Below are 23,213 nucleotides of genomic sequence, written 5' to 3' on the forward strand. Positions count from 1 at the left end.
GTATTCAGTCCCCGATGATTGTCGTCCGGGCCTTGATCACTGTCAGCAAACCTTTATGGAGACCAGCCATGCCTTACAGACTGACCCGGGCCGACGAAGTGCCGGAATCCAGTGACCGTTACCCGCTGGGGCGCCGGCAGTCATCGGAGGAATACGTCAAAAGCCAGCTTGAACGCAACGTATTCACCGGCAAGCTGAGTGACGTCCTCAATTCGGCGGTGAACTGGGGGCGCAAGAACTCCTTGTGGCCCTATAACTTCGGTCTGTCCTGCTGCTACGTGGAAATGACTACCGCATTTACCTCGCCCCATGACATTGCGCGCTTCGGGTCGGAGGTGATCCGCGCCTCGCCGAGGCAGGCCGACTTTATGGTGATAGCGGGTACCTGTTTCATCAAAATGGCTCCGGTTATTCAGCAGCTCTACGATCAGATGCTGGAACCCAAGTGGGTCATTTCCATGGGCTCCTGCGCCAACTCTGGCGGTATGTACGACATCTATTCGGTGGTTCAGGGGGTTGACAAGTTCTTGCCCGTGGATGTCTATGTAGCGGGCTGTCCGCCGCGGCCCGAGGCCTTCCTGCAGGCACTTCAGTTGTTGCAGGACTCGATTCAGGAGGAGCGCCGGCCGCTGTCCTGGGTCGTGGGGGATCAAGGGGTTTATAAGGCCGAGATGGGGTCCCAGCGGGAGCAGAAACGGAGCCAGCGAATCGAGGCCACCGAACTGAGGACTCCGGACAAACTCTGAGCGCCGCCTCCCGATTTGCCCAACCTTGACAGGAGATGAGTCAGCATCATGAGCACAGACGCTCTCGACAGGCATGCACCGGCCCAGTCCGGCATTGACCGGGCCCTCGGGCTTCTGGACGGATTCCGGGAACACATCGAGCACGTTCAGCCTACCCTGACCGGGCTTCCGGTGCTGTGGGTGCGACGTGAGCGGATAGTGGAGATACTGCGCCACCTGAAGGCGCCGCCGGCGTCTTTTTCCATGCTTTACGATCTCTCTGCCGTGGACGAGCGGCTCCGTGCCCACCGTGACGGGCTACCAGCCGCGGATTTCACGGTCTTCTATCATCTGCTGTCGGTGGATCGTAATGAAGACCTGATCATCAAGGTGGCGCTGACCGGTGGCGACCCGAACCTGCCAAGCGTGACCCGGGTGTTTGCCAATGCCAACTGGTATGAGCGGGAAATCTGGGATCTGTTCGGCATTACCGCAACCGGCCATCCCCATCTGCAACGGCTGCTCATGCCGCCCACCTGGCATGGCCACCCGTTACGCAAGGACTATCCCGCGCGGGCCACGGAATTCGACCCCTACACCCTGACAGTGGAGGGGCAGCAGACGGAGCAGGAGGCGCTGAAATTCGAACCGGAAGCCTGGGGCATGCAGCGTGAGCGGGATGGCAGCGAGTTCATGTTCCTCAATCTGGGCCCCAATCATCCCTCTGCCCACGGTGCCTTCCGGATCGTGCTTCAACTGGACGGCGAGGAGATCATCGACTGCGTGCCGGATATTGGCTATCACCACCGGGGCGCGGAAAAAATGGCCGAGCGCCAGACCTGGCACAGCTTCATTCCCTATACCGACCGCATCGACTACACCGGCGGCGTAATGAACAACCTTCCCTATGTCCTTGCGGTTGAGAAACTGGCGGGTATCGAGGTGCCCGACCGGGTCAAGACGGTCCGGGTGATGATGGCGGAGATGTTCCGTATTAGCAGCCATTTGCTGTTCCTGGGGACCTACCTGCAGGATCTGGGCGCCATGTCGCCGGTGTTCTACAGCTTCACTGACCGCCAGCGGGCCTACAAGGTGATTGAGGGCATCACCGGTTTTCGCATGCATCCGGCCTGGTACCGGATCGGCGGCCTTGCCCAGGACCTGCCCGTGGGCTGGCAGCAACTGGTGCAGGAGTTCCTTGACTGGATGCCGCCGCGGCTGCGGGAATACGAGCTGGCCATGATGAAAAACGCCCTGGTGCGGGAGCGGACCCGGCATGTGGCTGCCTTCACCACCACCGAGGCCCTGGAATGGGGCGTGACCGGTCCCAACCTGCGGGCCACTGGCTGCAACTTCGATCTGCGCAAACAGCGGCCCTATTCCGGCTATGAGAACTTCGACTTCGAGGTGCCTCTGGGGCAGCACGGAGACGTTTTTGACCGGGGTCAGCTGCGTATTGAGGAAATGCGGCAGAGCCTGCGCATTATCCAGCAATGCGTCGATCACATGCCCGCGGGCGACTACAAGGCGGACCACCCGTTGACCACCCCGCCACCCAGGGAGCGGATGTTGCAGCACATCGAAACGCTGATCACGCACTTTCTGCAGGTGTCCTGGGGTCCGGTTCTGAAACCCGGCGAATCCCTGCAAATGGTGGAGGCCACCAAAGGCATAAACAGTTATTACCTGACCAGCGACGGCAATAACATGAGCTACCGAACCCGCATCCGGACTCCGAGCTTTCCGCACCTGCAGCAGATACCGTCCTTGATGCGCGGAGGCTTCGTGCCGGACATGATCGCCCACCTGGGCAGTATCGATTTCGTAATGGCAGACGTGGATCGCTGATGATGGCAACAACCCCGCACACAACCGAACTGATCGGCAGTGACCGTTTTGAACTGCACCCGGACGACGAAGCCGCGATTCTCCGGGAAAAGGAACACTACGAGCAGCCCCAGGCCGCTTGTATCGAGGCGTTGAAAATCGTCCAGCGCCGCCATGGCTGGGTTCCCGACGGTGCCATCATGGCCGTTGGGCGGTTGCTGGGCCTGGGATTCGCCGCGGTGGACGGCGTGGCTACCTTTTACAGCCTGATTTTCCGTCAGCCGGTAGGGCGCCATGTGATCCTGGTCTGCGACAGCAGCTCCTGCTTCCTGACCGGGTATGAAACGCTGAAACAGGCCCTGGTGGAGAAGCTGGGAGTGGACTACGGCGCCACCACCGCCGATGGCCGCTTCACCCTGTTACCCGTGTGTTGTCTCGGCGCCTGTGACGGTGCCCCGGCGCTGATGATTGACGGCGAAACCTTCGGGCCGGTCACACCGGAGGATCTGTCCGACCTGCTGGAGGGCTACGAATGAGCGGATCCACCTCAGGTCAAGGCAACCCGCTGCGTTATCACAGCCGGATACGGCAATCCGGTACCGAGCGTCAACCCGAAACCCATCCGCTGACCTGGAGGCTGAGGGACGACGGCGAGGTGGTCTGGCTCGGCGAATATCTGGATAAGGATGGTTATCAGTCGGTCCGCCGGGCATTGGCCGAGAGCGACCCCCAGGGCATCATCACCGTGGTGAAAGACGCCAATGTGCGTGGCCGGGGCGGCGCCGGTTTTTCCGCTGGCGTCAAGTGGAGCCTGACGCTGCAGGGGGGTGACATGCCCCGGGGCTACCTGATCTGCAACGCGGATGAAATGGAACCGGGCACCTTCAAGGACCGGTTGCTGATGGAGCAGCAACCCCACCTGCTGATTGAGGGGATGATCCTCGGAGCCCGGGCCAACAACGCCCGGCAAGGCTACATTTTTCTGCGGGGTGAATACGTGGAGGCGGCCCGGGTGCTGAACCGCGCCATTGATGAGGCCCGCGAAGCCGGCTGGCTGGGGCCGGATATTGATGGCAGCGGGTTCGATTTCGACATCGCGGTGCATACCGGGGCGGGGCGCTACATCTGCGGCGAGGAAACGGCTCTGATCAATGCACTGGAGGGGAAGCGCGCCAATCCCCGGGCCAAGCCGCCGTTCCCCGGCCAGTCCGGAGCCTGGGGCAGGCCCACGGTGGTTAACAACGTCGAGACCCTGTGCAACATACCCGCCGTGATTCTCCATGGCGCTGACTGGTATCAGAACCTGTCCGGCAACCGTACCGGTGACGGCGGTACCAAGCTTTATGGCGTGTCGGGGCCGGTTGCGGAGCCGGGCCTCTGGGAGCTGCCCATGGGCGTCACCGGGGCCGAGCTGCTCGACCGGGCCGGGGGGCTGCAGCAAGGCCTCCGGCTCAAGACATGGTTGCCTGGCGGCACCAGCACCGGCTTCCTGTTGCCGGAGCATCTGGAGCTGCCCCTGGACTTTGACTCTATCGCCAATGTCGGCAGCCGGCTGGGCACCGGCCTGATGATGGCGGTCCCCGAGGACCGAAGCATGGTATCGCTGATGCGCAACCTGGAGGAGTTCTTCGCCCGGGAATCCTGCGGCTGGTGCACTCCGTGCCGTGATGGTCTGCCCTGGGTGGTAAAACTGCTCCGGGACCTGGAAAAGGGACAGGGGCAGGCCGGCGACATCGAATTGCTCGACAAGCTGGCGGCGGACTGTGGCCCGGGGCTGACCTTCTGCGCCCTTGCCCCTGGCGCCGCCATGCCGCTGGAAACAGCGCTGCGGCACTTCCGGCAGGAGTTTGAGCAGGGCATTGGCAAGGTAAGCGGCGACACCCGGGGCGTTCCGGACCGGGTCGCAGCGGACGCGCCGGCAAACAACCGTTAGTTTCAACAGTCACTTTCAACAAACAGTGATCGTACTTTCTAGGTGAAGGCAGAAGCAAGCATGGCGACGATTCACGTGGACGGAAAAACCTACGAGGTCAACGGGGCGCACAACCTGCTCCAGGCCTGTCTGTCACTGGGCCTGGATATTCCCTATTTCTGCTGGCATCCGGCCATGGGAAGTGTCGGCGCCTGTCGCCAGTGCGCGGTGCGCCAGTACAAGGACAAGGACGACAACAAGGGCGTTCTGGTCATGTCCTGTATGACCCCGGCGGCGGACCAGACCCGAATCGATATCGATGACGAGGAAGCCCGGGCTTTCCGGGCCAGTGTGGTGGAGTGGCTGATGATCAATCACCCCCACGACTGCCCGGTGTGCGAGGAGGGCGGCCATTGCCACCTGCAGGACATGACGGTAATGACCGGCCATGACCGCCGCCGCTACCGGTTCAACAAGCGCACTCGCCGCAACCAGTACCTGGGGCCGTTCATCGCCCACGAAATGAACCGCTGCATTACCTGCTACCGGTGCGTGCGCTTTTACAATGACTACGCCGGTGGCACCGATCTGGGCGCCTTTGGTGCCCGGGACAACATCTACTTCGGACGATACGCCGAAGGCACACTGGAAAGCCCGTTCTCCGGCAACCTCACCGAAGTCTGCCCCACTGGGGTGTTCACCGACCAGAGTCATTCCGATCACTACACCCGAAAGTGGGACCTGCAGTATGCCCCCGGCATCTGCCACCAGTGCGCGGTCGGTTGCAACATCAGCCCCGGGGAACGCTACGGCGAGATTCGCCGCATCGAAAACCGCTACCACGGTGAGGTTAACAGCCACTTCCTCTGTGACCGCGGCCGGTTTGGTTACGGATACGTCAACCGCGCCGACCGGCCACGGGTTCCGGAATGGACCGAACGGCCGGGGCAGGAGGCCGTGACGCTGGGGGTAGATCCGGCCCTGGAGCGTATCACCGGCGCCCTGCGTCAGGCCCGGCGCATCATCGGCATCGGATCGCCCCGGGCCAGTCTGGAAAGCAATCACCAGCTATTGGCCATGGTGGGGCCGGAAAACTTTTCCACCGGGATAGAGTCCCGGGAGCAGGCGTGCCTGGCCATGATGAACCGGCTGCAGGAAACGTCGGGACTGCCCACCCCGACACCCCGGGAAATAGAACGCCACGATGCCATTCTGGTGCTGGGCGAGGACCCGGTCCAGAGCGCCGCGCGCCTGGGGCTGAATCTGCGTCAGGCTGTGCTGTCACGGCGGGAAGAACTGGCTGAAAAGATCGGCGTGCCGGCCTGGAATGCCGAGGCCGTCAAGACCCTGGGGCAGGACCGGTACCACCCGCTGCACATTGTCTGGCCAGCGCCCACCGAGCTGGACAGTGTCGCTGTCGCCCGCCATGCCCTGGCGCCGGATGATATCGCCCGGCTCGGTTTCGCGGTGGCTCATGCCATCGACCCGGCGGCGCCCCCGGTGGACGGCCTCGACCCGGCCAGCCAGGAGCGGGCCGGAGAAATCGCCGTCAGCCTGTTAAAAGCGGCGCGGCCGCTGGTTGTCAGCGGCGGCTCCCTCGCCAGCGAGGCCATCCTGGAAGCCGCCGGTGCGGTTGCCCGGGCCCTGTCCAGGCGGGCAGCGCAGGGTGGGCTGGTGTTGATCCGGCGGGAGGCCAACAGCACCGGGCTGTCGCTCATGGGGGGGCAGACACTGGACTGGGCGCTGGATGAGTTGAGTGAGGGCCGGGCCGATGCGGTGGTGGTGCTGGAGAACGACCTGTATCAACGCCTGCCCGCCGACCGGGTGGAGCAGGCCCTGGCCCGTGCCAACACCCGCGTGGTGCTGGACCACCAGCGGACGAGAACCGCCGAGGGGGCGGACTTCATCCTGCCTGCTGCCAGTTTCGCGGAAGGGAGCGGAACCCTGGTAAATCTGGAAGGGCGGGCCCAGCGCTTCTTCCGGGTGTTCGAACCGGCCTACCTGCGCCCCGAGACCCGAATTCACGAGAGTTGGCGCTGGTTGCATGCCCTGTCCGCCGGACTGCGGGGGGAAGCCCCCGGAGACATCAGCCTGGATATGGCCATCCGGGCCTGTGCCGAGGCCCATCCAGGCCTGGCCGGGATTGTGGAGGCTGCGCCCGGCTCCGATTATCGTATAGAGGGCCTGCGGCTGGCCCGTGAGCCCCAGCGTTACAGCGGCCGCACCGCCATGCGAGCCAACCTCGATGTAAATGAGCCCCGCCCTCCACAGGATACCGATACGCCCTTCGCGTACTCCATGGAAGGCTACAGCGGATCTGACCGGCCCCGGCAGCAGATACCTTTCGCCTGGGCGCCGGGCTGGAATTCCCCTCAGGCCTGGAACAAGTTCACCGATGAAGTCGGCGGCCACCTGCGCGGGGGGGACCCGGGCGTGAGACTGATTCGGCCTCAGCCCGGCCATCGCGAATACCCCGCCCCGGTCTCTAATGATGGTGCCACTGATAGTAGCGGGCTGCGGGCCCTGGTGTTGCCGCGCGTGTTCGGGGGGGAGGAGACGTCTGCCCTGGCTGAACCTATCCGGCAGCGCATGACCGCGCCGGTGGTCATGCTGGCCCACCCGGACGCCGAGGCGCTGGGCGTACGTGACGGCGACAGCCTGACGCTGCTTGGTGTGCGCGAGGGCGACAGCCTGATGCTGTTTGGTGGCCTGGTCGTCACGGTATCAGAGCGGGAAGACTGGCCCCCCGGCTGGGCTGGCCTGCCCGCGGGACTGTTGCCCGGCCTGGGGCAGGGCGCGACACTCACTTTAGGAAAACCCTCGGGAGGTGAGTCATGAGCTGGTGGACTCCGCAACTGGCAGCCACTCTCTGGGCCATGTTCCAGGCGCTGGTGATCCTGCTTGTCGTGGTCGTGGTGGGAGGGGCACTGACCGTGGTGGAACGTCGGCTGCTTGGCCTCTGGCAGGATCGTTATGGTCCTAACCGGGTGGGGCCATTCGGCACTCTTCAACTGATTGCCGATATGCTGAAGATTTTTTTCAAGGAAGACTGGACTCCACCCTTTGCCAGCCGCGGCCTGTTTATGCTGGCACCCAACATTGCCTTCGCGTCCCTGCTGCTGGCTTTCGCGATTATCCCCATAACACCCGGGTGGGGGGTGGCGGACATGCACATCGGACTGCTGTTCTTTCTGGCGCTGGCCGGCGTCAATGTCTACGCGGTGTTAATCGGTGGCTGGGCCAGTGGCAATAAGTATGCCTTGCTGGGCGCATTGCGGGCCTCGGCGCAGACCCTGTCCTACGAAGTGTTCATGGGACTGTCGCTCATGGGTGTCGTGGCCATGGCCGGCTCCTTCAACCTGCGTGATATCGTTGCGGCCCAGGAAGGCCTGTGGTTCGTGATCCCCCAGTTCCTGGGTTTCGTCACTTTTCTGATCGCCGGCATCGCCGTGACACACCGCCATCCCTTCGACCAGCCGGAGGCGGAACAGGAACTGGCGGATGGTTACCATGTCGAGTACTCCGGTATGAAGTTCGGCATGTTTTTCATTGGTGAATACGTGGGCATGGTGCTGGTTTCGGCGCTGATCGTGACGCTGTTTTTCGGTGGCTGGCAGGGCCCCTGGCTGCCACCTGTGGTGTGGTTTGCCCTCAAGACCAGCTTCTTCCTGATGCTGTTCATTCTGCTCCGGGCATCGCTGCCACGACCCAGGTATGACCGGGTAATGAGCTTTGGCTGGCGGGTGTGTCTGCCGCTGACCCTGGTCAACCTGCTGGCGACCGGGGCGGTATTACTGCTGACCGGCTCATAGGGAGGAAAGATGAGTAAAAACAAAGTGTTGTCCGTGTTCTGGCTGATACCGGCCAGTTGGTCACTGCTGCGTACCATGGGCATGGTATTCATGCACGGCTTCCGCAAGCGCGAAACCGTGAATTATCCGGAAGAGGAGGTCTATCTGCCTCCCCGGTACCGGGGCCGCATCATACTCACCCGGGATCCGGACGGCGAAGAACGATGCGTGGCGTGCAACCTGTGCGCGGTGGCCTGCCCGGTGGCCTGTATTTCCCTGCAGAAAGGTGAAAAAGACGACGGCCGCTGGTACCCGGAGTTCTTCCGTATCAACTTTTCGCGCTGCATTTTCTGTGGCATGTGTGAAGAGGCCTGCCCCACCTCCGCCATCCAACTGACACCGGATTTCGAGATGGGTGAATACCAGCGCCAGCAACTGGTATACGAGAAGGAAGACCTGCTGATCAATGGCCCCGGCAAGGACCACGACTACCACTTTTACAAGGTTGCCGGCATGGCTATCGCCGGCAAGGACAAAGGCGAGGCGCTGAATGAGGATGCCCCGGAAGATGTCCGTACGCTTTTACCCTGACCCAAAAAGGAAGCACTGATGGAACTGGGATTCTACCTTAGCGGCCTCGTGGCGGTGTTGGCCACGGTTGGTCTCATCACCGGCTCCAGTCCGGTGCATGCGGTGGTGTACCTGATTGTTTCGCTGATCGCGGTCGCCCTGGTGTTCTTCGCCCTGGGCGCGCCCTTTGCGGGCGCGCTTGAGATTATCGTCTATGCCGGCGCCATCATGGTGCTGTTCGTGTTCGTGATAATGATGCTCAATCTGCGTCCGGAGGCGAAACGGGATTCCCCGTGGCGACGTCCGGGTTACTGGCTTGGGCCGTCGCTGCTGGCCCTGGTATTGCTGGTGGCAGTGGTGGCGCTCATCGACGGCGGACACGCAGGCATGACCATTGACGGTGAGCTGATAACCGCCCGGGACATCGGTCTCACCTTGTTCGGCCCCTGGCTGATCGTGGTGGAACTGGCGGCCATTCTGCTGCTGGCGGCGCTGGTAACGGCTTCCCACGTGGGCCGGCGCATCAAACCCCGAGGCAATCGCAACCGTGGAGGCACGCAATGACTGGTATCCCGATGGAGCATGGCCTGATCCTGGCCGCCATTCTGTTCAGCCTGGGACTGGCCGGGTTGATGCTGAGGCGCAGTATGCTGTTCGTCCTGATGAGCCTGGAAGTAATGCTCAATGCCGCCGCGCTGGCCTTTGTGGTGGGCAGCACCGCCTGGAATCAGTCGGACGGGCAGGCCATGTTCCTGCTGGTGATCACCCTGGCAGCCGCCGAGGCCAGCATCGGCCTGGCGCTGATGATACAGATGTACCAGCGCTTCCGTTCACTTGAGCTGCATGAAGTCAGCAGGATGCGTGGATGATGATGGCTGCAACGTTACTCTCATTTCTGTTGCCCCTGGCCGGTGCGGTTGTTCTTGCCTTTTCCGGCGGCCGGCTGGGGCCGCGAGCCAGCACGGCCATTGGTGTGGGCAGTGTGGGGCTGGCCGCGCTGGCCACCGGCTGGGCGCTGCTGGCGTTCTCCGGCGATAGCCAGGGCTTCACGCTCTGGACCTGGGTTTCCGTGGGAGAGTTTCAGCCAACCGTGGGGCTGGCGGTTGACGGTCTCTCGCTGGTCATGATGTCGATCATCACCGGCGTGGGTTTCCTGATTCACCTGTTCGCTGCCTGGTACATGGTGGGCGAGGCTGGCGTAACCCGCTTCTATGCCTGGATGAATCTGTTTGTGTTCAGCATGCTGGTGTTGGTGCTGGCCGATAACCTGCTGTTGCTGTTCCTCGGCTGGGAAGGCGTCGGTCTCTGCAGCTACGGGCTTATCGGCTACTACTACCAGAATGAGGCTAATGGGCGGGCGGCGTTCAAGGCGTTTATCGTCACCCGCATAGGCGACGTGTTCCTCGCCCTGGGGCTGTTCCTGATTTTCGTGGAACTGGGCACCCTTGATATTGGATTGGTGCTGGAGCAGGCTCCACGGGTCTGGGCGGAGGGCAGTGTCACGGCCAATCTTGCGGCCTTGCTGGTCCTTGGCGGCGCCCTCGGCAAGTCTGCGCAGGTACCGCTGCACACCTGGCTGCCGGACGCCATGGCAGGCCCCACCCCGGTGTCGGCCCTGATCCACGCGGCGACCATGGTGACCGCCGGGGTTTATCTGATCGCCCGCCTGAACGGGCTGTTCCTGCAGGCACCGGCTGTCATGTTGCTGGTGGGCATCATCGGTGCAGTGTCGCTACTGCTGGCGGCCTTCGCGGCTCTGGCCCAGACCGACATCAAGCGTGTGCTGGCCTACTCCACCATGAGTCAGATTGGCTATATGTTCCTGGCCCTGGGGGTCGGGGCCTTTGACGCCGCGATTTTTCACCTGATGATTCATGCCTTCTTCAAGGCGTTGCTGTTCCTTTCAGCCGGAGCTGTCATCATCAGTTGTCACCATGAGCAGGATATGGGCCGATTGGGGGGGCTCTGGCGTAAACTGCCGGTCGCCTACGGAGGTTTTCTGGTGGGGGGCGCCGCGCTGGTGGCGTTGCCTTGGGTAACCGCTGGCTTCTTCAGCAAGGACGAGATTCTTTGGCAGGCCATGGCCTCGGGCCATTCCGGATTGTTCGCAGCGGGCCTGATCGGAGCAGTGCTTACTGGCCTTTACACAGTGCGGCTTATCCTGGGTATTTTTCATGGCGAGCCCGGGAGTGATCATGCACGCCATCCCCGGCCCGGCACCAGCCCTCTCACTCATCACCTGCCTTTGGCCACTCTGGCCGTGCTCTCAACCTTCATCGGTGCCTGGCTGTATCCGGGGCTTGATGAGCTGTTTCCGGCGCCGCCCGGTGACGCCACAACTGCCGGCTACACCCTGTTTCAGTTCCTGGCCATCGGAGCGGCACTCTCTGGCCTCGCTCTGGCCGGCTGGCTGTTCCTGGCGCGGCGCCGGTGGCTTGACGATCAGGTCCGTCGCGGCCTGGGGGCGCAACTCTGGGCCCTGTTCAACCAGGCGTGGGGCTTCGATGCCCTGTTCGACAGGACACTGGTCCGCCCCTGGCAGGGGTTGGTACGTGTGCTGCGTTTCGACTTCATTAACCTGGGTATGAACCTGCCGGCCCTGCTTGCCCGCATTGGCAACGCCGGCCTGGTAAAGACCCAGAACGGCCAGATACGGACCTACGCCAGAATGATGGTGTTCGGCGCCACGATCATACTGGTTGGCCTGGCACTGACTCAGGGAGGTGGCGCATGATTCTGTTCTGGCTGATTCTGATTCCCTTCCTCGGTGGCTTACTATGCTGGCAGGCGGAGCGCTGGGGCGAACAGGCGCCGCGCTGGATTGCCCTGGGCACCATGCTGTTCGTGCTGGTGGCCAGCATAGTGCTTTGGGCAGGCGGCGATTTCAGCGCCCTCGGCGCCGGAGAAAGGCCGTGGCTGCTGGAGTGGCGGATACCCTGGATTCCTCGTTTTGGTATTGAGGTTCATCTGGCCCTGGACGGCTTGTCGCTGATTTTGATTGGCTTGACCGGCTTTCTCGGTACGCTGGCGGTACTTTGCTCATGGAAAGAAATAGTCGAGCGGGTCGGCTTTTTTCATCTGAACCTGCTGTTTGTCCTGGGCGGCGTGGTGGGTGTTTTTCTGGCGCTGGATCTGTTCCTGTTTTTCCTGTTCTGGGAGTTGATGCTGGTGCCCATGTATTTTCTGATCGCCCTCTGGGGGCACAGTGGCTCGCCGGGGCAAACCCGGATTCGAGCGGCCATCCGCTTCTTCATCTACACCCAGGCCAGCGGTCTGCTGATGCTGGTGGCGATCCTTGCGCTGGTTTTCCTGCACTATGCCAGCTCTGGAGAGATAACCTTCAGCTATGAAGCACTGCTGAACGCGGATTTGCCCGATAACGTGTCCTTCTGGATTATGCTCGGGTTTTTTGTCGCCTTTGCGGTGAAGCTTCCCGTGGTGCCTTTTCATGGCTGGCTGCCGGATGCGCACGCCCAGGCGCCCACCGCCGGCAGCGTGGACCTTGCCGGCATTCTGCTGAAAACGGCCGCCTACGGCATACTGCGCTTTGCAATTCCGCTGTTCCCGGAGCAGTCACAGGCCTTTGCGCCGGTGGCCATGGCTTTGGGGGTTGTTGGCATCATCTACGGCGCGGTGCTGGCCTGCGGCCAGCAGGACATAAAGCGGCTGATTGCCTACGCCAGTATATCCCATATGGGGTTCATACTGATTGCGCTTTACTCAGGTTCGGAGCTGGCGATTCAGGGGGCGATCATTATTATGGTGGCCCACGCGTTCTCAAGCTCCGCTCTCTTTATCCTCAGCGGCCAGGTCTATGAACGTATTCACACCCGGGATATGCGTCGCATGGGCGGGTTGTGGGGCCGGATACCGACATTGCCTGGATTTACTCTGTTTTTCATGGCGGCCTCCCTGGGGATGCCCGCCACAGCCAATTTCATAGGAGAGTTCATGGTGCTGTTCGGTACTTTCCGCAGTGCTCCGGTCGTAGTGGTCATCGCCAGCGCCGGGCTGGTGCTGGCGGCGATCTATTCGCTGCTGATGATGCAGCAAGTGCATTTCGGGCGCGAACAGCATCCGGGGCGGCTCGCCGGCCCGGATGTGCGGGAATACAGCATGATGCTGGCCTTGCTTGGACTCACTCTGGCGGTGGGCCTTAACCCGCAACCCCTGCTTGAGATGACCGTCTCAATGGTGCAGCCGGTGGCGGAGTTGTTTGTGGCCGGCCCGGCCCGGGCAGGAGGGATGAACTGATGCTGACCCTGAGCGATCTCGTAGGGCTGTTGCCTCTGCTTATCGTTGCCACTACAGCCGTGTTGGTGATGCTGGGAGTCGCCTGGCAGCGTCATCACGGTGGTACGGCGGCCGTAACCGTCACTGGCCTGGTCCTGGCCCTGGCGAGCCTGCCGCTGGCCTCGGCTGCCTCCTCGACGCCGCCGCTGATGGCCCTGGACGGCCTTGCCCTCATGGGCAGCGTGCTTGTGCTGGTGAGCGGCCTGTTTGTCGCCGCTCTGAGTCAGGGGTACCTGGCCGGCTACCAGGGGCCGAAGGAAGAGTTTTACCTGCTGTTGCTTTGCGCGGTGACGGGTGCCCTGGGCCTGGTGGCCAGCAACCATCTGGCGATTCTGTTCATCAGCCTGGAGTTGCTGTCAATGCCTTTGTACGGCATGGTGGCATACAGTTTCCGGACAGAAAGGTCCCTGGAGGCGGGGATCAAATATCTCATATTGTCCGCCGCCGCCACCGCTTTTCTGCTGTTTGGCATGGCGTTGATCTATGCCCGCACCGGCCACCTTGAGCTGACGGCACTCGCCGCGGGGGTTGCTGGCAGTCCGGACCCCTGGATTCTGGGCGGCGCCGCACTGTTACTGGTGGGGCTGGGGTTCAAGTTGTCCATCATACCGTTTCACCAGTGGACACCGGACGTATACCAGGGAGGTCTGGCGCCGGCGACCACTGTGCTGGCCACGGTGAGCAAACTGGCGGTGTTTCTGGTACTGCTGCGGCTGGTGCTGGTGGCGCCGGTGTTCAAGAGTGAGTGGCTCCTTATCCTGATCAGTCTGCTGGCCCTCCTCAGTATGTTGGGTGGCAACCTGCTGGCCCTCTTCCAGTCTAACCTGAAGCGACTGCTGGGCTATTCCTCCATAGCCCACATGGGTTACCTGCTGGTGGCCGTTATAGTGGGCGGTCCCCTGGCGGTGGAAACCACCGGTGTTTACCTGTTCACCTACCTTGTTGCCACAATGGGGGCGTTTGGCGTGATTATGCACGTCTCCAGCCCCTTCAGTGGCGAGGATGCCGCCGGGCTGCACCATTACAGGGGGCTGTTCTGGCACAGTCCCTGGCTGGCGGCACTAATGACTCTGAGTATGTTGTCCCTGGCCGGTATTCCGCTGACCGCCGGGTTCATTGGCAAGTTCTATATCATTGCCCTGGGTGTGGAGGGCAGCCGGTGGTGGCTCGTTGGGGGGATCGTTATTGGTAGTGTTGTCGGGCTGTTCTACTACCTGCGGGTGATCGTCACTCTGTATCTGCGTGAACCTGGCATACAGAAAAACGTTACCGAGGTCGGCCATGGGCGGATGGGCGAGCTTGCCCTTCTGATTATTGCCGCCTCCATACTTCTGCTGGGCATTTACCCGGCGCCGGTGATTGACTGGGTGGCCGGTCTTACCTGGGCGGCCTGAGCGCCCGAAACAGAGCTTCCTCCGGAGAATTGTCCCGCGCCCGGTGAGAGGTGACGGGGCTTTGTTGCTCCGGGAGTCTGCGTGATTTCTGCCGCGCAGACTCCCAGGGCAGGAGGATAGCACCGGATTTTTCAGGTTGATTCTTATTTTCAGTGTCAGTTCAGTTTTGGGTGGTTAACTGTGGCCGCAAGGTTGAAGAATCGGAGAGATCCTTCTTCAGCTCACTGACGAGGAGGCGAAATGAATACGAAGTTTTGCAAAGTGACTGCGATCTTCTCCAGTCTGGACTTGAAGAAAGTAGAGGATGCGCTGATCGCGGCTGGTTTTTCCGGTATGACGGTGTCTAAAACCCATGGCCGTGGCCGATATAAAAACTACTATGCCAAGGACACCATGGCCGATTCCGTTCGCGTGGAGATATTCACGGAAGCCGAGCAGGCAGACGAGATCGTTGACCTCATTGCCCGAACGGTGCACAAGGGGCTTGCCAGCGACGGAATCATAGCCGTGCTGCCGGTGGAAGACCTGCTGCACATCCGTGACTTCAAGGAGGCCCAGTGATCGGGTATCGCTGTGTCTTATGTCTTTGTGACAAGGTGAGGGGAAGGCGGGTGCGGACATGATGGGCGTCAACGAGGCTGGGACTGGTATCGGAGCCATGATGTCAGACAACAGAAATGGCGCGGTCGAGATTGCCGGCGCCGGACCGGCCGGGCTGGCGGCCGCCATCACACTGGCGCGCGCCGGACGCGCGGTGGTTGTGCATGAGGCCCGGGCCGAGGTGGGGCACCGCTTCAAACGGGACCTGCAGGGTCTGGAGAACTGGACCACGCAGCAGGATGCCCTGATGGTGTTGCAGGAGCTTGGAATTACTACCGACTTCAAACGAGTTGCATGCCGCCGGGGTACCGCCTTCGATGCCTGGGATTCCCCGTACGCCATTGAGAGCGTTGAGCCGCTGTTCTATCTGGTGGAGCGTGGCTCCGGGCCAGACACATTGGACACGGCGTTGTTGAGACAGGCCAGGGATCTTGGCGTGCAGGTGCATTTCAAAAGCCGGCTGCGGCATGCCCGGGGCCCGGCCATCCTGGCGACCGGACCAAAGGCCGCCGATGCCATCGCGGTCGGCTATCATTTCGATACAACCATGCCGGACGGTTTCTGGGCAATTTGTGATGACAACCTTGCCCCGAAAGGGTATGCCTATCTGTTGGTAATGGGTGGCAAGGGAACGGTAAAAAGTTGCATGTTTACTGGTTTCAGGGATGAAGCAAAGTATGTGGAGCGTACCGTCAGTGCGTTCCAGAGGCTGGCCGGCATGGAGATGATGAATCCCCGGCCCCACGGCGGTGTTGGGAACTTCCGGATTCCTGCAACCGCACTGTCCGGGGCGCACCCGGTAGCGGGCGAGCAGGCCGGCTTCCAGGATACGTTGTGGGGCTTCGGGATGCGTGCGGCCATCACCTCCGGTGTGCTGGCAGCGCGCAGTCTGCTGCATGGTGACGACTACAACCGGCTCTGGCGAGAATCCCTGAAGCGTCCGATGGCGGCGGCGTTGGTGAACCGCGCATTTTATGGGCTGCTGGGTAACCGCGGTTATCGCTGGTGCATGCGCCGCCAGGAAAACCATCTGGATGCGCGCGAGTTCTTGCGCCGTCTCTACCGGCCCACACTTGCCAGACGTTTGCTGGCGCCGTTGGCGGGTTTGCATTTGCGGAGCCAGCGCGAGGATATAGGCTGCAATCATGTCGATTGCAGCTGTGTCTGGTGTCGCCATGGCCGGGAGCCGCATACATAATGACAACCGTCGGCAAGGGCTCCGGAGTTGAGTAATGAATGAGTCGATCAGTCATAGTGGAGCATGGGGCATCGCGATTATTGTGATCGTACTGATATCCTGGTTCTTCTACCGCTATTTTGCACCGAAGAACTGGCGCGAGTGGGCGGGCGCCGGGGCAGTCCAGGCCTTTATTATCGCCCTCTATGCCGAGATGTACGGTTTTCCGCTCACCATTTATCTGTTGGTGCGTTTTTTCGGGCTCGACAGTGAGTACGTCAGTGCAAGTCTCTGGTCCACACTGGTCGGGCTGGGTGAGACCGGCATGTTCGTCTCGATGCTGCTTGGCTACGCAATTGCATTTCTCGGCGTGGGCCTGTTCATCCAGGGGTGGCGCCAGGTGTACCGGGCGCGCAAGGAAGACAGGCTGGTCACCGATGGCCTTTATGCCTACGTTCGACACCCTCAGTACACTGGCTTGTTCATCGCCTTGTTCGGCGAGGGTGTGGTGCACTGGCCAACATTGTTCTCGATCAGCTTGTTTCCGGTAATCGTGCTCGTCTACGTCTGGCTGGCGTATCGCGAGGAAGAACAGGTGGTCGCCAGGTTCGGCGATGCTTATCGGACCTATCAACGCCAAGTGCCCATGTTTATCCCCCGCTGGGGGCAGTGGCGGCGGCTTGCGAATGCGTCGCAGGACCGCTCAGATCAGGGCGATCCGAAGTGACGGAGTCCGGCGGCGACCCCTCGAAGGTAAGCGGTGGATTTCGCAAGACTATTTTGGTAATGTAAGGTTGTTGGGGTGTCAGTGGGGTTGTCGGCTGGAGGCAGTCTTGTCTCAGAGCCACCCCGGAAACGCATGGTTGCACGAGCTGGAGAATACAGGATGAGTGCTCTGGAACAATACAGCCTGCTGCTGGGCCTGGTGATTGGCACCGCTGGTGTCGTCTTGAGTCTGTATGGTCTTGCCCGCGCGATGGGGCCTGCACGGCGGGAGCCGGGTAAGGATGTGCCGGCGAGCTCCGGTGTGCTGTCGCGGGATCCGGTGTGGGGGCGCTATCACGCACGCTTCTACGGTTACGCGCTGCTGTTTCTGGCCTTTGATATGGAGATGGCGTTCATGTACCCATGGGCGGTCGTGTACAAGGAAGTAGGGCTGGTTGCCTTGCTTGATATGGGCGTGTTTCTGGCCATTCTTTTTCTCGGCCTGCTCTATGGATGGAGCCAGGGGGCTCTGAGGCGGCAATGACTTCTGATCCGGCAATGACCATCACGGGCGCGCGACAGCGACAGAAGCGGTCCGCAATGCTGCAGAAGTGGGTCTCCCGGGCCCTCGCGCGCAACCTGAGCTGCCTGATCGTCCCGGGGCCGGAAGTGGCCCTGGCGCATGGTCTGGATGTGATGGCGGCCGGCCTGCGCATCACCGGGACGCCTCGCGATGCAGGGGTGCTCCTGGTTGTCGGGCCATTGTCCGAGAAAATGAGCGAGGCCGTGGCGGTGCTCTACGCGCAGATGCCGCGCCCGCGCGCCATCCTCGTGCTGGGCGGACCGGCACCGTCATCTTTACCAAACGCCGATGTTTCCGCAGGTCTTTCGCAAGAGGAACTGACCGACGCGGTTGACTGGCTGAAGCGCGCACTGGCTGAGGGCGCCTTTGCAGTCTCACCCGAGGATTTCGACGCCTCTGTCCTGCATGCCAGGATCGAGTATGTCTGCCCCATGCATCCGGAAGTTGTCCAGGACGAGCCGGGCAGCTGTCCCAAGTGTGGCATGGATCTGGTCGCCCGCGAGGCCGGGGAGTCAACGCCTGAGCACGGGCACGATCATGAACACCATCACGATCAGGAGCGCCAGCACCATGGTCATGAGCACCGCGAACACGAACACGAACACGAACACTGCCATGATCACAAGCATCATGAGCACCAGAACCTGCATGAGCATCATCCGGACCATGGGCGCAAGCACGAGCACCACCATGATCACGAACAGATCCATGATCACAGGCATCATCAGGACCATAGGCACGATCACAGTCACCAACACCAACACCAACACCAACACCAACAGGGTCAGCCTCAGGAGCGGGCCGGTACTGAATATACCTGCCCCATGCACCCGGAAGTTGTCCGGGATGAGCCGGGCAGTTGTCCCAAGTGCGGCATGGATCTGGTCGCCCGTGAGAGTGTGGAACCGGCCCCCGCGCACGGCCATGATCACGAGCACCAGCATCACGAACACCACCACGAACACCACCACGAACACCACCACGGTGGAGCCGACGGCCACTCAGCGCACGATCACTCCGGACACGATCATGCCGGACACGATCATGCCGGACATGATCACTCCGGACATGATCATGCGGGTCAGGGCCACGCGGGGCACGACCATGGTGCCATGGGGTTCATGTCCATGGTTGAAGTGACCAAGGACCTGCCCCGCAGTGCCGACGGGCTGGCAATGGACTGGATCGAGGTGCCGTTCGGTCCGGTTTTCCCCGGCCTGCCTGGCGGACTGAAGTTGACGCTGACCCTCGACGGTGACGGGGTGACCGAAGGGCAAGCCACATCCCTGGTGGGCATGGCCACAGAAGGTGACGAGGTGGATGCCGGGGCTTTTGTCGAGCGTCTGGCGTCGGCCATGCCGCTGGCGCCCGTGAGCTACCGCCTGCTGGCCTGCCTGGCAATCGAGCGGGCGGCCGGGCTGGAGGATGATCCGGGGATCGTCCGGGCCCGGGCCAGCGCCCTCGAGCGTGAGCGCATCGCCAGTCACCTGGGGTGGCTGGCCCAGTTGGGGCGTCAGCTCGGCTTCTCCTGGCTGACGTATCGTGCTTCGACCCTGCAACTGGAAATCCGGGACTCCAGTCGGAAACGGCTTGCTGAGCTGGAGCCGGCGCTGCAGGCATTGGCTACCCGTCTCGGGCGAACGCCTTTGCTCAAGGCGCGATTGAAGGGGACCGGCGTACTGCCAGCGGGTTCTTCTGGCCTGCGTGGGCCGGTGGCGCTTGCTGCTGGCGAAGCCGGAGATGCCTGGACGCGCCTGTGGCAACGCCTGGCCGAAATCACGGCGAGCCTCGATGTCATCAAGGCGACCGGAGAACCGGAGCTGCCGGCCCTGCGAAACATCGGTCAGGTATCCGGTATCGGTGAGGCGACCGTGGAAACCCCGCGCGGCCTGGCTCAACTGAGTCTGAACCTGGAACGCGGCCAGGTGAAGTCATACACGCTGGACACCGCCTGTAGTCACCATATCGGCCTGGTCGCAAAGCTTGTCGAGGGCCGGGAGCTGGGCGACGCACTGGTGGCGGTCGGATCACTTGACCTTTCGCCCTGGGAGGTGATCTCGTGAACGTCGCCATTGTGATGCTTGCGTTGTTTGGCAGCGTCTGGCTGCTCGCTGTGATCGAGAGCTGGGCGACAACTGGCCGTCTGCGTCCGGCCGCGCCTCTGCTCAGCGGCCTGGCGCACCTCGGTCGTGAGTCGGTTGTGCCACGCACGCCGGACCGGCTCTTTTTCGAGGCTGCGCCGTTGCTGTTCCTGATTGTCGCGGTGCTTGGCGTGGCGGTTCTGCCGCTCGCTCCAACCGTGGTCATCGCCGATCTGACCACAGGTGCCCTGTTCATCAATGCCGCGCTTGCTTATGTGCTGGTCGCCCTGATTATGGCCGGTTGGGGCCCGAATGGTGCCTATGCCATGATCGGTGGCTGGCGATTCCTTGGTCAGCTTATTGCCTACGCCATGCTTATTGTCATGCCCATCACAGCGGTGGCCATACGCGCCGAATCCATGGTGAACACCGCGATTGTCGGTTCCCAGGACGGCTTATGGAACATTATTTACCAGCCGCTTGGTTTCGTGCTGTTTTTTATTGCCGCCATGGCGCTGGCGTTCCGCTCGCCGTTTGATCTGCCTGTCGCGGAGGGCGAATTGGCCGGGGGTGTCGACGCCGAATACACCGGTGCGCGCCTGGCGGTGCTGCGCCTGGCCCGACTGACGCTGGTGGTTACGCTGGCTTTTTCGATCACCGTGTTTTACCTCGGTGGCTGGCACGGGCCGCTGCTGCCGGCCTGGGCCTGGAGCCTGATCAAGACCCTCGCCGTGGCCGTGTCGATGCTCCTGGCCGGTCGCTACCTGCCGCGCATCCGCGAAGCGGATCTGCTGAAGTGGTGCTGGACCCTGGGGATTCCCCTGGCACTGCTCAATATCGTTGTTGTCGGTTTACTGGTTCTGGTGGTTCCATAATGTACGCTCAGGGTTTTTTTGTTGCCGTTTTCGGGCTGGCCGCAATCGGCTTCGGTGTGGGGGTGTTTCGCACATCATCCATGGTTCGTTCGGCGCTGGCGCTGTTATTTTCGCAGACTGCCGTCGGCATGATGTTCCTGGCGCTGCAGACCGAATTCCTGGGCGTGCTGCAGATTATGATGATGGCCACGGAAATGAGCATCATGGCGATCTTCATGGTGATGTTCATGATGGACCCAGGCGGGCTCGGCGGCATGGAGATGACTCACCAGAAGCGCTTTTCGATTGGCGCCGGTGTGATTGCCGGTGGCGCGGCGATTGCGGTCGCGCTGCTGGCTGACTGGGGGCCGGTGACCGCCGAGGCGCCGGATGCCGAGATGCAGACACGGGCGCTGGGCATCGAGTTGCTGGGGCGTTCCATGATGATCTTCGAAACCGCCGGTGTCACTATCCTGACCGCGATGATCGCGGCCACGGCGGTGGCGATACCGGTGTACAGCTTGTCCGGTAACGGCGGCAAGGAAACCAAGGAGACCTCGGAATGACGTTGATCCTGATCCTGGCGCTTGTGACCGGCGCGATTCTGTTTGGCGTGGGTGTCTACGGTGCGCTGTCCCAGACCAATCTGGTCATGATCATGATGGGAGTGGAGCTGATTCTTTCCGCCGGAATGGTGAACCTGGTCGCCTTCTGGCGTTTCCTGCACCCCGAGAGCTACTCCGGCCAGATGTTTGTGCTGGTGGTAATGACGGTCATGGCGGTTGAATTGGCGGTTGGCTTCGGCGTCGCGATCGCTCGCTTCCGGGCCAAGGGCTCGGTGGAAATGGAAGAAGCCGGAGATCTGAAAGGATGAGTGCGGTACTGCTGCCAATATTGCCGCCGCTGATCGCCGCCCTGGCTGTGCTGATACTACGCCGGCCCGCGCCCGCGCTGGCCCTGGCCGGGGCAATACTCAGCCTGGCGGGAAGCCTCTGGCTCTTGGCCCGGGTCGCCGGTGGCCAGGCCGAAACCCTGCTTCTGTCCGCTCTGCCGGACATGCCACTCCGGCTGGTTGCGGTGCCGCTGACGGCGCTGCTGGCCGTTGCCGTGGCCACCGTGGGCACGTTCGCGCTGATTCATGCCGTCGGTTATATGAAGCGCGAGTCCGGCCTGTGCCGCTTCTACGCCACAATGTCCCTGTTCCTGGCTGCCATGCAGACACTGGTGCTGGCCGGCGACTGGGTTCTGCTGCTGGCTGCCTGGGAGTTGATCGGTATGTGCAGTTACCTGCTGATCGGCTTCTGGTTCCAGCGGCCCGAGGCCGCCGATGCCGCCGGTCGCGCCTTTCTCTGTACCCGTAGCGCCGATCTGGGTCTGTATGTCGCGGTATTCATGCTTATCGGCTCGGCGGGTACCAGCGAGATCGCCGCCTCCCTGGAGGCCGGGAGCAGTGCATCAACCGCCGCGGGGCTTTTGTTGCTGCTGGCTGCCATGGGTAAGTCGGCCCAAGTCCCCTTGCAGGACTGGCTTATGCGTGCCATGGCGGGACCGACACCGGTCTCGGCGCTGCTGCACTCGGCCACGCTGGTGGCGGCGGGCGCCATCCTGCTGATCCGTTCGGCCCCGCTGCTGGGCCCTGAGGTCCTGCTCGCTGTGGGGCTTGTCGGTGGTGTTACCACGGTGGCAGCCGGAATCATTGCCCTTGCCGAGCCTGACCTCAAACGCCTGCTTGCGGCTTCCACTGCCAGTCAGTATGGCCTGATGCTGGTTGCGGTCGGCGCCGGCGTCCCGCTGGCTGCCCTGTTGCACCTGCTCGCCCATGCCGCCATCAAGAGCACCCTGTTTCTTGCCGCCGGCGAGTTCCAGCATGCCCGTGGGGGTACCGGTTTTGACCGGCTGGAGGGCATTGGCCGCGCCAGACCCTGGGCCTTTGCCGGTTTTGCGTTGGCGGCGCTGGCGCTGGCCGGCATCCCGCCACTGAGCGGATTCTTCTCCAAGGATGCGATAATCGCTGCCGCCCTGTCCGCCCCGGGCGCTGCCTGGCTCGGCCCCCTGGCGCTGGCGGGCACCCTGCTGACCGGCGCCTATATGGCCCGGTCACTGGGGCTGCTGTGGCGAGGTTCCGGGGAAACCCGGGCGATTGCCGGAAACGCCTGGATGCGCGTGGGCATCTGGGGTCTGGTGGTTCCGGCGACTGCCCTGGGCCTGGCCTTCGGACCCATTGAGGCGATGCTTGGCCTGCCTGCCGCTGATGCGGATAGCACTGTCGTCGTGGTGGCGGGGCTGCTTGCGGCGGTGACCGGCCTGGCGCTGGGCTGGCTTGTGCCAGCCCCCCGGCTGCTTGGGCCGGTTTACCCTTGGGCACAGCGTGGACTTGCTATTGGCGGCGGTCTCGCGGCCTGGGTCGGCCGGCCGGTCATGGCCGTTGCCCGGGGATGTGATTGGCTGGAGGGCCGGTTGTATGCGGCTGTGCTCAATGTTGGCCGGTCCGGCCTCGCCGTGGCACGGCTGGCGCGCACCAGCGACGAGCGCCGCATCGATGGCCTGATCTTCGCCCTGGTGGCGGGCATGCGGGCCTTGGGGGACCGCGCCCGCGCTCTGCAAAGTGGTCTGATCCACCGTGAGCTGGCGGTCAGTGTCTCGGTTGTGGCCGTGGGGCTGGTCGTGCTTGTAACGTTGTTGCGTTTCTAGTTGTTGCGTT

The 23,213-nt window shown here is 62.4% G+C and carries 21 protein-coding genes; all 21 read left to right on the forward strand.

Features of this window, described 5'->3' with window-relative positions; genetic code table 11:
- Positions 1-68 precede the first annotated feature (68 nt).
- The 21 genes from NLK58_RS19805 to NLK58_RS19905 all read left to right on the forward strand — a co-directional run bounded on the left by NLK58_RS19805 (position 69) and on the right by NLK58_RS19905 (position 23,203).
- Positions 69-746, forward strand: coding sequence for an NADH-quinone oxidoreductase subunit B (locus tag NLK58_RS19805; RefSeq protein ID WP_341581565.1), 678 nt, complete (start codon positions 69-71; stop codon positions 744-746).
- Between the two features lie 48 nt (positions 747-794).
- The gene (nuoC, locus tag NLK58_RS19810; protein WP_008169457.1) at positions 795-2,573 is read left to right on the forward strand and encodes an NADH-quinone oxidoreductase subunit C/D; all 1,779 of its coding nucleotides are present in this window, start codon (positions 795-797) and stop codon (positions 2,571-2,573) included.
- Positions 2,573-3,088, forward strand: a complete 516-nt coding sequence (gene nuoE / locus NLK58_RS19815) for an NADH-quinone oxidoreductase subunit NuoE (protein WP_008169459.1) — start codon at positions 2,573-2,575, stop codon at positions 3,086-3,088. Before nuoC ends, nuoE begins: the two co-directional genes overlap by 1 nt.
- On the forward strand, positions 3,085-4,485 hold the full coding sequence (gene nuoF, locus NLK58_RS19820; RefSeq protein ID WP_341581566.1) for an NADH-quinone oxidoreductase subunit NuoF: 1,401 nt from the start codon (positions 3,085-3,087) through the stop codon (positions 4,483-4,485). The genes nuoE and nuoF overlap by 4 nt, the downstream gene beginning before the upstream one ends.
- 60 nt (positions 4,486-4,545) lie before the next feature.
- Complete coding sequence (nuoG, locus tag NLK58_RS19825) at positions 4,546-7,302, forward strand: NADH-quinone oxidoreductase subunit NuoG (protein WP_341581567.1); 2,757 nt, start codon at positions 4,546-4,548, stop codon at positions 7,300-7,302.
- Positions 7,299-8,276 (forward strand): NADH-quinone oxidoreductase subunit NuoH, encoded by a 978-nt coding sequence (gene nuoH, locus NLK58_RS19830; RefSeq protein WP_341581568.1) that lies wholly within the window; start codon positions 7,299-7,301, stop codon positions 8,274-8,276. The genes nuoG and nuoH overlap by 4 nt, the downstream gene beginning before the upstream one ends.
- A gap of 9 nt (positions 8,277-8,285) precedes the next feature.
- Entirely contained in the window at positions 8,286-8,846 is a 561-nt protein-coding gene (nuoI, locus tag NLK58_RS19835) for an NADH-quinone oxidoreductase subunit NuoI (protein ID WP_339752143.1), read from the forward strand.
- Positions 8,847-8,864: 18 nt separating this feature from the next.
- Positions 8,865-9,389: an NADH-quinone oxidoreductase subunit J gene (gene nuoJ, locus NLK58_RS19840; protein ID WP_303284861.1), complete on the forward strand. Its 525-nt coding sequence runs from the start codon at positions 8,865-8,867 to the stop codon at positions 9,387-9,389.
- Positions 9,386-9,694: an NADH-quinone oxidoreductase subunit NuoK gene (gene nuoK / locus NLK58_RS19845; RefSeq protein ID WP_303284860.1), complete on the forward strand. Its 309-nt coding sequence runs from the start codon at positions 9,386-9,388 to the stop codon at positions 9,692-9,694. The genes nuoJ and nuoK (NLK58_RS19845) overlap by 4 nt, the downstream gene beginning before the upstream one ends.
- A 2-nt stretch (positions 9,695-9,696) precedes the next feature.
- Positions 9,697-11,559 (forward strand): NADH-quinone oxidoreductase subunit L, encoded by a 1,863-nt coding sequence (gene nuoL, locus NLK58_RS19850; RefSeq protein ID WP_376788097.1) that lies wholly within the window; start codon positions 9,697-9,699, stop codon positions 11,557-11,559.
- Positions 11,556-13,079: an NADH-quinone oxidoreductase subunit M gene (gene nuoM, locus NLK58_RS19855; RefSeq protein ID WP_341581570.1), complete on the forward strand. Its 1,524-nt coding sequence runs from the start codon at positions 11,556-11,558 to the stop codon at positions 13,077-13,079. Before nuoL ends, nuoM begins: the two co-directional genes overlap by 4 nt.
- Complete coding sequence (nuoN, locus tag NLK58_RS19860) at positions 13,076-14,512, forward strand: NADH-quinone oxidoreductase subunit NuoN (RefSeq protein ID WP_376788098.1); 1,437 nt, start codon at positions 13,076-13,078, stop codon at positions 14,510-14,512. The genes nuoM and nuoN overlap by 4 nt, the downstream gene beginning before the upstream one ends.
- A gap of 240 nt (positions 14,513-14,752) precedes the next feature.
- Positions 14,753-15,073 (forward strand): P-II family nitrogen regulator, encoded by a 321-nt coding sequence (locus NLK58_RS19865; RefSeq protein ID WP_092031077.1) that lies wholly within the window; start codon positions 14,753-14,755, stop codon positions 15,071-15,073.
- A 58-nt stretch (positions 15,074-15,131) separates the two neighbouring features.
- Positions 15,132-16,310, forward strand: coding sequence for an FAD-dependent monooxygenase (locus tag NLK58_RS19870; protein WP_341581572.1), 1,179 nt, complete (start codon positions 15,132-15,134; stop codon positions 16,308-16,310).
- A gap of 34 nt (positions 16,311-16,344) precedes the next feature.
- Complete coding sequence (locus NLK58_RS19875; protein ID WP_341581573.1) at positions 16,345-17,016, forward strand: isoprenylcysteine carboxylmethyltransferase family protein; 672 nt, start codon at positions 16,345-16,347, stop codon at positions 17,014-17,016.
- Between the two features lie 159 nt (positions 17,017-17,175).
- Positions 17,176-17,538 carry an NADH-quinone oxidoreductase subunit A gene (locus NLK58_RS19880; RefSeq protein WP_117620019.1) on the forward strand — a complete coding sequence of 121 codons (363 nt, stop codon included), beginning with the start codon at positions 17,176-17,178 and terminating at the stop codon, positions 17,536-17,538.
- Entirely contained in the window at positions 17,535-19,640 is a 2,106-nt protein-coding gene (locus NLK58_RS19885; protein ID WP_341581574.1) for a heavy metal-binding domain-containing protein, read from the forward strand. The genes NLK58_RS19880 and NLK58_RS19885 overlap by 4 nt, the downstream gene beginning before the upstream one ends.
- Positions 19,637-20,533: a complex I subunit 1 family protein gene (locus NLK58_RS19890; protein WP_341581575.1), complete on the forward strand. Its 897-nt coding sequence runs from the start codon at positions 19,637-19,639 to the stop codon at positions 20,531-20,533. Before NLK58_RS19885 ends, NLK58_RS19890 begins: the two co-directional genes overlap by 4 nt.
- A complete protein-coding gene (locus NLK58_RS19895) occupies positions 20,533-21,078 on the forward strand; it encodes an NADH-quinone oxidoreductase subunit J (protein WP_341581576.1) in 546 nt (181 codons plus the stop codon). Before NLK58_RS19890 ends, NLK58_RS19895 begins: the two co-directional genes overlap by 1 nt.
- Positions 21,075-21,386 carry an NADH-quinone oxidoreductase subunit NuoK gene (nuoK, locus tag NLK58_RS19900; protein ID WP_341581577.1) on the forward strand — a complete coding sequence of 104 codons (312 nt, stop codon included), beginning with the start codon at positions 21,075-21,077 and terminating at the stop codon, positions 21,384-21,386. Before NLK58_RS19895 ends, nuoK (NLK58_RS19900) begins: the two co-directional genes overlap by 4 nt.
- Positions 21,383-23,203, forward strand: coding sequence for a proton-conducting transporter membrane subunit (locus tag NLK58_RS19905; RefSeq protein ID WP_341581578.1), 1,821 nt, complete (start codon positions 21,383-21,385; stop codon positions 23,201-23,203). The genes nuoK (NLK58_RS19900) and NLK58_RS19905 overlap by 4 nt, the downstream gene beginning before the upstream one ends.
- The last annotated feature ends 10 nt before the right edge of the window (positions 23,204-23,213 follow it).

This window comes from Marinobacter metalliresistant (assembly GCF_038098645.1).
Taxonomy (GTDB): Bacteria; Pseudomonadota; Gammaproteobacteria; order Pseudomonadales; family Oleiphilaceae; genus Marinobacter; species Marinobacter metalliresistant.